Origin of the sequence: Psychromonas sp. MME2, from assembly GCF_040566515.1 — a bacterium.
GTDB lineage: Bacteria > Pseudomonadota > Gammaproteobacteria > Enterobacterales > Psychromonadaceae > Psychromonas.
The window spans coordinates 404,012-418,222 of the sequence record NZ_JBEWXI010000002.1; the positions used below are offsets into that span (position 1 = coordinate 404,012).

Below are 14,211 nucleotides of genomic sequence, written 5' to 3' on the forward strand. Positions count from 1 at the left end.
GCAGACCAAGTCGTCTTTTTTTTATCTATTCGCCTACCTAAAACTTATTTCTTCTTTATTATCAATAACTAAAAACCCTAAAATGAACTGTCTTTAAATGGACATGTTGTTAATTAAATGTAAATGAATTGTTTTCGCTATATCTTGGTGCAGCCTCCATTTTAAAAACACCATGATTGAACATTGTCTCAGTTAAAGGGATGTGTTGAGCAATTTTAAAACTTTTGTTAGTTATGTAATTAATTGAATAATATATCTTTGTTTGTTTTTTTAGGTTTTTTTTTTAGGTTGGCACTTAGCTTGCTGTTAATGAATAAATGGATGTTAATTATTTGTTAAATAACAAGGGGCGGTGATGAGCAGTTTAAATGATAGTAATGATGTTATTCCATTGTCACCAAGTAAAAGAGTTAGCTCGCTTAAACTTACTCAGAAAGCGCAGTGGGGCACCGTTTCATTAGTGGGTGCAGGTCCTGGTGATCCTGATTTACTGACCATCAAAGCATTGCGAGTAATTGAAAGGGCTGATGTGATTGTATATGACAATCTCGTTAGCGATTAAATACGGGCGCTTTTTCCATCTGCGACAGAAAAATTATATGTGGGAAAAAAGAAAGGTCAGCACAGTTTTACACAAATACAAATTAATCAACTGCTAATCGATAAAGCACAGCAAGGTTTGAATATTTGTCGTTTGAAGGGAGGAGATGCCTTTGTTTTTGGTCGTGGCGGTGAAGAGATGTTGCAATTGAAAGCAATGGATATAGCCGTTGACCTCGTACCTGGTATTACCGCTGCTGCAGGTTGTAGCAGTTATGCCGGCATTCCGCTTACTCATCGTGGGCTTGCTCAAGGGTGTACTTTTATCACAGCGCATGCGGAAAAAGAGTTGGCAGTACAATGGTCTGCTCTAACAGGCTTACAGCATACATTAGTTTTTTATATGGGCTTAAGTAAGGCTGCTCTTATTGAATGTGAACTATTAAAAGCGGGGATGCCGAGCAGTACACCTGTTGCCTTTATAGAAAATGGTTGCTGCCCTGAGCAGCGTGTTATTACCAGCACCTTAGATCAATTAGCAAGCTTAGTTAGTCTGCATCAAATTCAATCCCCTGCACTTATTGTGGTTGGCAAAGTTGTCGCTCTTGCAGAACAGTTGCAGTGGGTTGGTCAGCAAAGCAGTATCGATAGCGTAATAAATCAATTATCAGCTTAATAAAGAACAAGACAAAGGAAATGACGATTATGAGTAAAGCAAAAATTGTAGTGGTAGGAAACGGAATGGTTGGCCACAAATTTATTGATTCAATTATCACTGACGCGAGCGCAGACTATGAAGTGATCACTTTTTCTGAAGAGTCGCGGCTAGCTTACGATCGCGTGCAACTCAGTTATTTTTTTTCGGGTAAAAGTGCCGCTGACTTAGCGTTAACTGACGCTAATTATTATCATGAAAACGGCATTAACTTTGTTCTTAATGATAAAGTCGTTGAGTTAGATTTCGCCAATAAAGAGGTCATTACAGCAAGCGGTCGGGTTGAAGGTTATGACAAGTTAGTGGTCGCGACAGGCTCATATCCCTTTGTTCCTCCTATTCCTGGTAATGACCAAGAACATTGCCACGTGTATCGTACCATCGATGATTTAGAAGCGATTTTACGTTCAGGTAAAAGTAGTAAAGTAGGCGTGGTGGTTGGCGGTGGATTATTGGGTCTTGAAGCGGGTAATGCCTTGGTGAATTTGGGATTAGAAACTCATATTGTGGAATTTGCGCCACGCTTAATGGCCGTGCAACTAGATGAAGGTGGCGGAGCTTTATTGCGTCGCAAGATAGAAGATTTAGGGGTGCAAGTACACACCGAAAAAGCGACAACGGAGATTGTCGCTGGTGATACCTGCCGTTATCGCATGAACTTTGCTGATGGTAGCTTTTTAGAGACAGATACTATTATATTCTCGGCAGGTATTCGCCCTCAGGATGAATTGGCGCGTTCAGCCGGTCTTGAAATTGGTGAGCGTGGCGGCATTGTGATTGATAATAATTGCCAAACTAGTGTGCAAGATGTTTACGCCATTGGTGAATGTGCACTGTGGAATAATTTTATTTTTGGCTTGGTTGCACCGGGTTACCAGATGGCCAAAGTGGCGGCAGCACATATAAAAGGAGATAGCGAACAACAGTTTAACGGTGCAGATATGAGTACCAAGCTAAAATTACTGGGCGTGGATGTGGCAAGTATTGGTGAAGTACACGGTAAAACGGTCGGCGCTCAGTCATACACTTACAATGATGAAATTGAGCAGATCTATAAGCGCTTAATTGTTTCTGCCGATGGTAAAAAAATTGTTGGTGCGGTATTAGTCGGTGATGTTGATGCCTATGGTTCATTATTGCAGTTAAAGCTTAATAATATGGATTTACCTGAGAATCCAGCGGTATTGATTTTACCAAGTGCAGGCGAAGGTCAGTCCGCAGGTTTAGGTGTTGATGCATTACCCGATAGTGCCGTTATCTGCTCCTGTTTTGATGTCACTAAAGCTTCCATTAAAGAGGCGGTGGCTGCAGGATGCACCTCTATGTCGGCATTGAAAGAGTCAACCAAAGCCTCTACGGGATGTGGAGGCTGTTCAGCACTCGCTAAACAGGTGTTGGATTCAGAGCTGGCGCTGTTAGGTTTTGAAGTTAAAAATGATATTTGTGAACATTTTGCTTATTCACGCCAAGAGCTGGTGGATATTATTCGCATTAAGAAAATCAAAACCTTTGATCAGGTACTGGAAACCTGTGGAAAAGGGCTCGGTTGCGAGGTCTGTAAACCTGCCGTGGGATCTATTTTGGCCTCCTATTGGAATGATTATGTTCTCAAAGATGAGTTAATTGAGTTGCAAGATACCAATGATATTTATCTTGGTAATATGCAAAAAGATGGGACTTATTCCGTTGTGCCTCGTGTGGCCGGTGGTGAAATCACCCCCGAAAAATTAATTGTGCTTGGTGAAGTCGCGAAAGAGTTCGATCTTTATACCAAATTAACGGGCGGGCAACGAATCGACCTATTTGGTGCGCAATTACATGAATTACCTCTTATCTGGAGAAAGCTGATCGATGCTGGATTTGAAACTGGGCACGCTTACGGTAAGTCATTGCGTACCGTTAAATCTTGTATTGGCAGTACTTGGTGTCGTTTTGGCGTGGGCGATAGTGTTGGCTTCGCGATTAAATTAGAAAATCGCTACAAAGGCGTGCGTTCCCCTCATAAAATTAAGTTTGGTGTCTCTGGCTGTACCCGTGAATGTGCCGAAGCACAAAGCAAAGACGTCGGCATTATCGCAACGGATAAAGGTTGGAATATGTATGTTTGTGGTAATGGTGGGATGCGTCCACGTCATGCAGACCTGCTGGCCTCCGATCTCAGTGAAGATGAATTACAGCGATATACAGACCGTTTCTTAATGTTTTATATTCGTACGGCAGATCGTCTACAACGTACCTCGGTGTGGTTAGAAAATATGGAGGGGGGGATAGATTATCTTAAGGAGGTGATTATTAATGACAAGCTTAATATTGCCGATGAGCTTGAAACTGAAATGGCTAATAACATCAAGAACTATCAGTGTGAGTGGAAAACGACCATTGAAGATGCTGAAAAAGTGAAACGTTTCAAACATTTCGTTAATAGTAGTGATGTTGATAATCGACTTTCATATATCAAGGAGCGCGCACAACGTTTCCCTGCACCGCGTGCACAGGCAGAAGAGATTAACATTGTCGAACTAACACAATAGGAGCAAGGTATCATGCAAACACAATTACATAATCAATGGACAACCATTTGTAAAAAAGAGGATTTAACTGCCAATGCGGGTATTTGTGCGCAGTTTAATGATGAGCAAGTCGCTATCTTTTTCGATAAACGTAATAACGCCCTTTATGCGTTAGCTAACTTTGACCCATTTGGTCAGGCAAATGTTATCTCTCGGGGTATTATTGGCTCAACAGAAGATATTGTTTATGTTGCTTCTCCCCTCTATAAACAACGATTTAACCTTCAGACTGGTGAATGTTTAGAGTCACCAGTACACGCATTAAAAATATATCCTATTAGATTTGAAAATGATGAGGTGCAATTAAAAAGAGCCAGTTAGTAAGAAAATCAAGTTGGCGTGTCTGTTTTATCTATTTGAGCTCCCAAGTGGGAGCTTTTATTTTTATTTTGTTAGACTGGTATAAATCATAGTTGAAAAGGTCTAACAATGAATTATCTTGCCCATTTACATATAGCTGACCATACGAACAGCAGTTTACTGGGCAATTTTTTAGGGGATTTTGTAAAAGGTTCACCAGAGGGTAAATATAGCGTTCCGGTTGTACAAGGCATTCGTTTACATCGCTTTGTTGATAGTTTCACGGATCAGCACGCAATCGTTAAGTCATTAAAACAATATTTTCCAACTGAGTTGCGTCGTTTCGCGCCAATCACCTTGGATATGTTTTGGGATCATTGTTTGGCAAAAAATTGGCCTGTTTACCATCAAAGTGCTTTAATGGATTTTTGTCAGCAGGCTGAAAGGCAAATCGCAATAGAAATGCAGCAGGAGAATTATTCGTTACCCGAACGATTTTTAAGCACATCTGAGGCAATGTGGCAAGGAAGGTGGTTAGAGCATTATGCCGATATCGATAACATCATTTTTAGTTTGCAGCGCATTGCCCGTCGGGGGAAAAGGATGGCACCTTTAGCATCAACGGGGGATACACTGCTCAATCACTATGACATTTTTGCTGAGCAGTTTTTGCAACTGTATCCTGAATTATTGCAGCAAGCCCAAATACTCAGTTAAAAAAGCTCTTCATGTTTCGATGTTGCAGTGCCTTTTGTGCCGCCCTGTTTAAATAGTTCCTCTTCACTATTACGCGACTTATCGACATAATTTTTCGGAACGGTTCCATTTTTGAAATATTCAAAGCGTGTAGTGTAATCCGTTGCATAGGATAATAAACCGCTACTAAGGTCAATACGTGCCGTTGATATACCCTTAGGAATCGGTGCTGTAAATACCGGGGTTGATGATGCCGTCTCCTGCATGAATTCAATCCATGCGGGAAGTGCTGTTCTTGCACCAAATTCCCCTCCATAAATCTGTTCTTTATCTAAATTGTTATTATAGGATGCTTTACCTAGGTCGCGACTGAAATTATCAAACCCAACCCAAGAGGTTGCCACTGTTTTACCAACGAACCCGGAAAACCAAGCATCTTTAGAATCATTTGTTGTCCCAGTTTTTCCACCGATATCTCGACGTTGTAAAGCTTGGGCTGCGCGCCATCCTGTGCCATTCCAACCAGTTTTATGCTGCCAACTACCCCCCCCAAAAACCGCGCTATTCAATAATTCGCGAGTTAAAAAAGCAGTCTCTTCACTAATCACGGAAGGGGCTATTTGCGCCTCACTGATATAGGCAATTTCGCAGGTTTTGCTGATATCTCCCTTTTCTGCGAGTACTTTAGTTAGATACTCTGGAGAGCGTTGTTTTTCATATAGTTCGTTACACTCTTGGCAGACTGTATGTGGTGCGGCTTGATATAAGACATTACCGTAACCATCTTCTATCCGTTCAATAATATAGGGATCAACCTTATATCCACCATTAGCGATAATCGCATAGCCAGTGGCTAGCTCTAATGGGCTAATTGATGCAGAACCTAATGCTAGCGTTAGGTTTCGGGGTAGTTCTTCACCGTTAAAGCCAAATTTTTCGAGTTGATTGATGATTGTTGGTAAGCCGAGGTCTTCAACTAAACGTACAGAGACCACATTTTTAGATTGACCTAACGCACGACGTAAACGAATTGGACCCTCATAGACTTCGGGGGAGTTTCTTGGGCGCCATGCGCTGCTACCTGTCCATTGATTAATCGGCGCATCGTTAACCAGAGTAGCTAATGTATAACCATTATCTAAGGCTGCTGAATATATAAATGGTTTAATATTCGAACCGACCTGACGTTTTGCTTGTGTTGCACGATTAAATTTACTCTGCACAAAACTAAAACCACCCACTAATGAGGTAATTGCCCCATTCATTGGGTTAAGTGACACAAAGGCTGCACTTGCATCAGGGTATTGTGCTAGCTCTAAGCCTTGCGCGCTTTGACGGACCCAAATCTGTTCACCAACGGCAACGATATCCGATGCTTTTTGTGGTGCCTTTCCTTGCGCGGTATCGCTGATATAACGCCTCGCCCATTTTAATCCATGCCAATTTATAGATGATGTTTCCGCACCTTTGTCTTTGCTTAAGACTTTTACATCATTATCGCCTACTTCAATAACAACGGCGGGTTGCAAACCGCTAAAGTCAGGCTCTGATTTTAGTTTTGCTATAATTTTTTCATGCGGCCAAGGTGTTGCTGTGGCGTCCCATAGGACATTCACCGCACCGCGGTAACCGTGGCGTTTATCGTAATCGAGCAGGTTATTTATCAAGGCGTTATTTGCCGCTTCTTGGGATGTTTTATCGATTGTCGTGTAAACATTTAAGCCATTGTTGTAACTCTGCTCTGCACCATACATCTCGATAAGTTTATTGTGCGCCATCTCGGCCACGTAATGTGCCGATAAGGTGATTTCAGCGCCGTGAAGCTTTCCGGTTATTGGGCTATTGACTGCTTCATTATATTCGAATTGAGTGATATATGATTCTTCTAACATCCGTTTTAATACGATATTACGGCGTTGGCGGGCATTTTCTGGTGAATAAATGGGATTTAAACGCGATGGTGCTTTGGGTAATCCTGCTAACACCGCCATTTCCGGTAATGTTAACTCTGCGACGTTTTTTCCGTAATAGACTTGTGCTGCTGCACCCACACCATAGGAACGGTGACCTAATGAAATTTTATTGAGGTAGAGCATTAAAATTTCGTCTTTAGTTAATATTTGTTCAATTTGGATTGCAATAAAAATTTCTTTAATTTTACGGATAAAGGTTTTTTCTCGTGTCAAAAAGAAATTTCGTGCTACTTGTTGAGTGATTGTGCTAGCGCCTTGTTTTGCTGAACCACTTGTAGCATAAACGATGGCTGCTCTTAATATTCCGATCGGATCAATGCCAAAATGTTGATAATAGCGATTATCTTCAGTGGCGAGAAATGCATTAATTAATTGCGCTGGTACTTCATCACGGGTCAGTGGGATGCGGCGCTTTTCACCAAATTGAGAAAGCAGCTCACCATCAATGCTAAACACTTTCATCGGAACTTGTAATTGAATATCTTGAATGGTAGCGACATCAGGTAAATCTGCTTTAACCATATAATAAATGGTCGTAATCGTACCAATAGCAGCTAGGATGCTAAAAATAATAAGCCAGAGAAGTCGTTTAACCCATCTATTCATTTTTATTTACCTTGAAAATGTTACAAAATGTTTTCATATTAGTTAGTTTTTTGGGATTAGTTGCACAGTATATAGTGATATTGTGCGAGTTACAGCGTAAATATCACTTTACATTATTGAACTTGCTGATTTTAGATATATTATGGGCAATGGTAGATATCAAATATGTATAATCAAATAATATGGCAAGGATGTTATGTTTGAAGCAATGAAAAGGGTAAAGTCAAATGCACTAATAGGCATCGATTTTGGATCCAACTCCATCAAAGCGATTGCGTTGTCTAAAGTGGGGGGGACATTTCAAGTTGATGCTGTCGCAGAAGCGCCGCTTGCTAAAGGGTTAATTGTTGATAATCGCTTTGAAGATTTAACTAAAATTACGCAAATTATTGATCAACTGCGTAAAAACTTCCCCAGTTCATATAAAAATGCAGCGATTGCTGTCACGGGTACTGATGTAATTACAAAAGTGGTTACGATGAATGCGAACATGAACGAACTCGAGTTAGAAACTCAGGTAGAGCTTGAAGCTGAAAATAGTATTCCCTTTCCTATTGATGAAGTCTTTTTAGATTTTGAGGTGTTATCGGAAAATGTCGATAATAGCGAATTTAATGATGTTTTATTAAGTGCCGCTCGTAAAGAAACGGTTTTATCTCAAGTTGATTGTGTTGAAGCGGCTCATTTAACTGTAAAAGTTGTCGATGTGGCCAGCCATGCTCTAGCTCGTGCCTGTGAGCTTTTATTTTCTCGTGATGATCATGACAAAGGAATTGCTATTGTTGATATCGGTGCAGCACAGATGACGCTTAATATAATGCATAAAGGCCGAATGGTGTTCTCTCGTTCTAAAAATCACGGTGGGGCCATTTGCACACAAATGATGATGGAACATTATGGTTATAAATTTGAAGAAGCTGAAAAAATAAAAGTTAGCCATGAATGGAATGCGGACTGTGAACTCGATATTGTCGCCCCTTTTATTAACATGACTATCAATCATTTACGTTATGATTTGCGTATGTTTACCAATGCCCCCAATAATATTCAATTAGAAAAAGTGATATTAACGGGAGGTTGTCAGTTACTGCCTGAGTTAGTGACGCAACTTGCTGAGCAGCTTGAGTTAAATGTTGAAGTGGCAAATCCTTTCCTTGGTTTTGAATATAAAAACGCCGCAGATAAAGCTTTGCTTAGAGACGTTGGTGTTAAATATATGACAGCGTTAGGGCTAGCTTTAAGGGGGGTGCAATAATGTCAAATATTAACCTGCTGCCATGGCGTGCAGAATATAAAAAGAAAAAGAAAAAAGATTTTTTTGGTGTGTTAGTGCTTTTTGCTATTGTTGTGTTAGGAATTTCTTATAGCGGAAAAATGTATGTTGATACATTGATATCAGCCCAACAGCAGCGCAACACTTTTCTACAAAATGAAACGCTTATTTTAGATCGCCGCATTGCTGAAGTCCGCAAAATAAAGGCAGAAAAAGCAGAGCTTGAGCGTCGTATAAATCTAATAAAAGAGTTAGAGAAAAAACGTAATTACACGATTCAGTTATTAAATATGCTGGTGGATGTCGTTCCTGGCGGTATCTATCTTGATCGTGTTAATTTTGTTAATGAGCAAGTTGATGTTATTGGGATGAGTGAATCAAATAATCGTCTTGCTAAAATGATGCGTAATATTGATAGTTCTGGCTGGCTTGGGGACTCCTACCTGAGCTCAATTGTTGCAGGTCCTACTAAACCGATAAAACTGAGCAAATTCGTAATGAAATTTAGTGTCGTTCCTGAAACGAAAGGGGAGCAAAAATGAATTTAAATGAATTAGAGCTTGAAAATGTCGGTAGTTGGCCTGCTCTTTATCGAGCGGTATTTATTGGGATTGTTTGTGTCCTGCTTAGTGGTGCCTTTTTTTACTATGTCATTACTCCACAGTTAGAGCAGCTTGAAAGAGTCAAACAAGAAGAGATCACACTTAAAGATCAATTTAAAACCAAGGCCGCATTATCTGCTAACTTGGAAGCGTATCGTGAGCAAATGAAAGAGATTAAAGTGATTTTTGAGGGATTATTACAAAAACTACCCAGTACCTCTGAAATAGCCAGTCTACTCGATGATATTACTTTCATTGGGTCTAATAATGGCTTGCAGTTTAGAAGTATTAATTGGGGGGTCGTTAAGGATGAAGAGCTCTCAGTAGAGGTGCCTATTAGTATACGGGTTGTTGGAAGTTATAAGGCAATAGGTAATTTTGCCGCCGACATCGCAGCATTACCACGTATTGTTATTTTGGATGACGCGAAATTAGCAAAGGAGAAGGGTGATGAGTTACTAATGCTAACCGTTGTTGCCAAAACCTACCGTTATAAGGAGGTTAAAAAATGAGATTGTTGATCGTTTTATTAATCCCCGTTGCTTTATTCGGTTGTGTCGAAGCAAATGTTGAAGATTTAAATGATTTTGTGGTCAAGACTAAAGCACAAATTTACCCTATTAATGATAAAGTGCCTGCGTTAGAAAAAATTGATGCAGTACCTTTTACTCAAAATGAAGGGCGTAACCCTTTTTCTGAGCCAAAACCAGAAGTGGTTGCACCTGTACAAGATGCACCTAAAAGTTGTCCTCAGCCAAACTTTGAGCGTAAAAAACAGCCTCTTGAGATGTATTCTCTTGATAATATTTATATGCGCGGTACATTGTTGTTTGATGATGAGCTGTGGGCGCTTATACAGATTTCTAGTGGCGAATTATATAGGGTAAAACCAGGTAATTATATTGGTTTAAATCACGGGAAAATATTAAAAATAACAAAAGAGATGGTAGAAATACTGGAATTGGCTTCAGATAAAGATGGATGTTGGCAAGAGCGTATAACTCAAATAACGCTAAAGTCTGAATAATATTAAAGCAGGGATGGAATAAACTTCATGAAAATTATAAAGCTAAAGCAACTGGTAAGTTATTTGTACGTACTGGGGGTAATGTTTTCATCAGCGGTGTTAGCCGAATCACAGCTTCTCAAATTAAATGTTAATCCACTCGTGGATAGTAAGTCTGAATTAACATTTGAATTTAGTGAAGCGGTCGGCGAATACAGTGATAAGCTTCATTATCGCCCCAATAAACTGGTTATAGACCTTGATAATGCTAGTTCAGTATTAGAACTCAACCCGATGACTATTAATGCAAATGGTGTAGAGACTGTAGAAACTGAGCGTACTTCGGATGGTTTGCGTATAACCCTTGCTTTGAAAACATTGATGCCATATCGAATTGTGCGTGAAGATAAACTACTTTTTGTACGTTTCGGTGAAATTACCCCGGAAGCGGCGGAGGTCGATCCAACGGAAGTTGCATTGGCAGCTGCGTTAAAGCAGGATGGTAACGAAACAATGTCTGTCGCTGCTGCGTTAAACAATGATAAGGCACCTAGCACACAAACTCCGCCACCTAAAGGCTATGTTAATAGTGTCAAATCGATTGACTTTAAACGTGGCTCAGAAGGTCAGGGAAAACTGCTTGTTTACTTAGATAACTCAAGTGTTGCTGTTGATATTCGCCGTCGTGATCAACAGTTAATTGCAGAGTTTCAAAGTACATTTATCCCCGATGACTTTTTATACATCATGGATGTTTTTGACTTTGCAACGGTTGTTGAAAAAGTTGAAACCTTTAAAGAAGATGGTAAAGCTCGTTTTGTCTTCAATATAAGCGATGAATATAACTACCGTTATGATCAACTTGATACCTTGTTTATGATTGAAGTATCAGAAAAACCGAAGGATCAAAAAACCAGTGTTTATCAAGGGAAAGCTATTTCGTTAAATTTCCAAGATATTCCTGTCCGTACTGTATTGCAATTAATCGCTGATTTTAATGCTTTCAATTTGGTTATTACCGACTCTGTGAGTGGCAATATTACCTTGCGTTTAGATGATGTGCCATGGGAGCAAGCTCTGGATATTATCCTTAAAGTAAAAGGGCTTGGTAAACGCATGGATGGCAATGTATTAATGATTGCACCTGCGGCAGAATTGGCAGCAAAAGAGCGTGAACAATTACAAACTGAAAAAGAGGTTGCAGAGTTGGCACCACTTTACAGTGAGTTCATTCAAATTAATTATGCTAAAGCATCAGATATTGCGACTTTGTTATCAACGGGTACTACGAGCTTATTATCTGAACGCGGTTCAGTTAGTACCGATGTTAGAACGAATACCTTGTTATTAAAAGATACTGCTGCTGTTATTGATGCCGTTAAAGAGATGGTTGAAATTCTCGATATCCCTGTGCGTCAAGTTGTGATTGAAGCACGTATGGTTACCGTAAATGAAAGTGTTGGTGAAGAGCTGGGTATTCGCTGGGGTGTTACAGGTGTAGGTGGTGATACTGGAACATCGGGTACCATCGAGGGTGTAACAGATGCCAATAATGGTACGGTGCCAAGCATTGAAGATCGACTAAATGTTAATTTACCCGTCGCTGGTGCTGCAGGTACAATTGCTTTCCAAGTTGCTAAATTGGCAAATGGTGAGATATTGGATTTAGAATTATCAGCATTGGAGAAAGAGAACAAGGCTGAAATCATAGCTAGCCCGCGTATTACAACGGCAAATCAACAAACAGCTTATATCGAACAGGGTACGGAGATCCCCTATACTGAATCGGCTTCTTCAGGTGCAACTTCGGTCAGCTTTAAAAAAGCGGTATTGAGCTTGCAGGTAACGCCGCAAATTACACCCGATGATAAAGTTATTTTAGACTTGGTTATTACGCAAGACTCGAAGGGTGAAGTTATTCCAACAGGGTTAGGTCAAGCTGTTTCGATTAATACGCAAGAAATTGGTACGCAGGTACTCGTTGAAAATGGTGAAACACTGGTTCTGGGTGGTATTTATCAACAACGTATAACTAATTCTGTATCTAAAGTACCGGTATTAGGGGATATTCCTTACTTAGGTTATTTATTTAGAACAACCGTTGAAGAGAATGCCAAATCAGAGTTATTAATCTTTGTAACCCCGCGCATTGTGATGCAAACGAAGTACTAGTTTGCACAATTCAATAGCGTAATAGCGATAAGCCTGAATAATATTCAGGCTTATTTGTTTCTGGGCTTGCAATAAGTTATTAACAATTGCGATAATGTAGCGCACATTTATTTATAAAGGTTTTCCTGTAATTAATCACTTGAGTAATAATTTAACATGGCTGAACAACGTAATATTTTCTTAATCGGTCCAATGGGTGCAGGTAAAAGCACGATTGGTCGCCATTTAGCACAAATGCTCCACCTTAATTTTCATGACTCAGATGCTGAGATAGAGAAAAAGACTGGTGCGGATATCGCATGGGTTTTTGATGTTGAAGGCGAACAAGGTTTCCGTACTCGTGAGCACGACATGATTGACCAATTAACACAAAAACATGGCATTGTTTTAGCGACGGGAGGGGGGGCTGTTATTGACCCTGAGAACCGAACTCATTTATCTGCTCGAGGTATCGTTGTCTATTTAAAGACCAGCGTTAATAAACAACTGGCTCGAACCCTAAAAGATAAACGTCGTCCACTATTGCAGTCTGGCGACCCTCGTGCAGTACTTGAGGAGTTAGCGGAAAAGCGTAACGCTTTATACGATGAAATTGCTGATTACACTATTGAGACGGATGATCAAAGTGCTAAAGTTGTGGCAAGTCAAATTGCGGTATTATTGGATTTTTAATGGATAAATTAATCGTTGAGTTAGGTGACCGTAGCTATCCCATTTCAATTGGTGAAGAGTTACTTAGTCAAGCTGCGCTTTTTAGCGGTGCGATCGCCGGTAAAAATGTCATGATTGTTACTAATGATGTTGTTGCCCCCCTCTATTTGCAAGCATGTAAAGAGACCTTATGTGAATATAAAGTTGATGAGGTTATTTTACCGGATGGTGAAAAATATAAAACGCTAGCGACATTTGAGACTATTTTAGCGGCATTGCTAGCAAAAAAACATGCACGAGATACGACCATCGTAGCGTTAGGTGGCGGTGTTATTGGCGATATGGCAGGCTTTGCTGCGGCCTGTTATCAACGAGGAATTGCGTTTATACAGGTGCCGACGACATTACTTTCTCAAGTAGACTCTTCAGTCGGTGGAAAACGGCGGTTAATCATGCACTCGGTAAGAATATGATTGGTGCTTTTTACCAGCCTCAGGCCGTTATAATTGATATTAATTGTCTTAAAACATTACCAGCCCGCGAATTTGCCGCTGGAATGGCTGAAGTGATTAAATACGGTATTATTTATGATAATGGCTTTTTTACTTGGTTAGAGAATAACGTTGATAAGATAAAGTCTCTACAAGCATCGGCAATAACTTACATGATAAAACGTTGTTGCGAGATTAAAGCTGAAGTTGTTTCATTAGATGAAAAAGAGAGTGGTATTCGTGCGTTGCTGAATTTGGGGCACACCTTTGGGCATGCGATTGAAGCTGAACAGGGTTATGGTAATTGGCTACACGGTGAAGCTGTCGCTGTCGGTATGGTGTTAGCAGCGCAAACGTCGTTACATTTATCGCTTCTTAAGCAACCACAAGTAGAAAAAATAATGGCTTTAATTGAACGCTTCGATTTGCCCGTTGTATCACCTCAGGATATGGGCTACGACCAATATGCGGAGCATATGCAATTAGATAAGAAAGTATTAAATGGCAAGTTACGTTTAGTTTTGCCGACCGCAATTGGTCATTGTGAATTATTTGATAATGTTAGCGAAGCAACATTGCGTCGCGTTATTGAACAGTAATTCATATGGTTGAAAGA

The 14,211-nt window shown here is 40.1% G+C and carries 10 protein-coding genes and 2 pseudogenes; 11 read left to right on the forward strand and 1 reads right to left on the reverse strand.

All coding sequences use genetic code 11. The features are described from left to right. The first annotated feature begins 355 nt into the window (after window positions 1–355). The 4 genes and pseudogenes from cobA (at window position 356) to AB1A03_RS02255 (ending at window position 4,842) form a co-directional block, all read left to right on the forward strand. Window positions 356–1,216: pseudogene (cobA, locus tag AB1A03_RS02240) on the forward strand (uroporphyrinogen-III C-methyltransferase). Window positions 1,217–1,245: 29 nt separating this feature from the next. Continuing rightward, complete coding sequence (nirB, locus tag AB1A03_RS02245; RefSeq protein WP_354622950.1) at window positions 1,246–3,786, forward strand: nitrite reductase large subunit NirB; 2,541 nt, start codon at window positions 1,246–1,248, stop codon at window positions 3,784–3,786. A gap of 12 nt (window positions 3,787–3,798) precedes the next feature. After that, window positions 3,799–4,146, forward strand: coding sequence for a nitrite reductase small subunit NirD (gene nirD / locus AB1A03_RS02250; RefSeq protein ID WP_354622951.1), 348 nt, complete (start codon window positions 3,799–3,801; stop codon window positions 4,144–4,146). A 108-nt stretch (window positions 4,147–4,254) separates the two neighbouring features. Beyond that, window positions 4,255–4,842: an acyl carrier protein phosphodiesterase gene (locus AB1A03_RS02255; RefSeq protein WP_354622952.1), complete on the forward strand. Its 588-nt coding sequence runs from the start codon at window positions 4,255–4,257 to the stop codon at window positions 4,840–4,842. On the opposite strand, the gene AB1A03_RS02260 is transcribed toward AB1A03_RS02255, so the two are convergent. After that, window positions 4,839–7,400 carry a penicillin-binding protein 1A gene (locus tag AB1A03_RS02260; protein ID WP_354622953.1) on the reverse strand — a complete coding sequence of 854 codons (2,562 nt, stop codon included), beginning with the start codon at window positions 7,398–7,400 and terminating at the stop codon, window positions 4,839–4,841. The two genes, AB1A03_RS02255 and AB1A03_RS02260, sit on opposite strands and share 4 nt — an antisense overlap. 196 nt (window positions 7,401–7,596) lie before the next feature. Here AB1A03_RS02260 and pilM point away from each other — a divergent pair, with 196 nt between their 5' ends. The 7 genes and pseudogenes from pilM to aroB all read left to right on the forward strand — a co-directional run bounded on the left by pilM (window position 7,597) and on the right by aroB (window position 14,194). Beyond that, a complete protein-coding gene (gene pilM, locus AB1A03_RS02265; protein ID WP_354622954.1) occupies window positions 7,597–8,655 on the forward strand; it encodes a type IV pilus assembly protein PilM in 1,059 nt (352 codons plus the stop codon). Beyond that, the gene (locus tag AB1A03_RS02270; RefSeq protein ID WP_354622955.1) at window positions 8,655–9,215 is read left to right on the forward strand and encodes a PilN domain-containing protein; all 561 of its coding nucleotides are present in this window, start codon (window positions 8,655–8,657) and stop codon (window positions 9,213–9,215) included. The genes pilM and AB1A03_RS02270 overlap by 1 nt, the downstream gene beginning before the upstream one ends. After that, window positions 9,212–9,787 carry a type IV pilus inner membrane component PilO gene (locus tag AB1A03_RS02275; RefSeq protein ID WP_354622956.1) on the forward strand — a complete coding sequence of 192 codons (576 nt, stop codon included), beginning with the start codon at window positions 9,212–9,214 and terminating at the stop codon, window positions 9,785–9,787. Before AB1A03_RS02270 ends, AB1A03_RS02275 begins: the two co-directional genes overlap by 4 nt. Then, window positions 9,784–10,302: a pilus assembly protein PilP gene (locus AB1A03_RS02280; protein WP_354622957.1), complete on the forward strand. Its 519-nt coding sequence runs from the start codon at window positions 9,784–9,786 to the stop codon at window positions 10,300–10,302. Before AB1A03_RS02275 ends, AB1A03_RS02280 begins: the two co-directional genes overlap by 4 nt. Window positions 10,303–10,329: 27 nt before the next feature. Beyond that, complete coding sequence (locus tag AB1A03_RS02285; protein ID WP_354622958.1) at window positions 10,330–12,453, forward strand: type IV pilus secretin PilQ; 2,124 nt, start codon at window positions 10,330–10,332, stop codon at window positions 12,451–12,453. Window positions 12,454–12,609: 156 nt separating this feature from the next. Further along, window positions 12,610–13,125, forward strand: a complete 516-nt coding sequence (gene aroK, locus AB1A03_RS02290; RefSeq protein WP_354622959.1) for a shikimate kinase AroK — start codon at window positions 12,610–12,612, stop codon at window positions 13,123–13,125. Then, window positions 13,125–14,194 (forward strand): annotated as a pseudogene (gene aroB / locus AB1A03_RS02295) (3-dehydroquinate synthase). The gene aroK and the pseudogene aroB overlap by 1 nt, the downstream one beginning before the upstream one ends. Window positions 14,195–14,211: the final 17 nt, after the last annotated feature.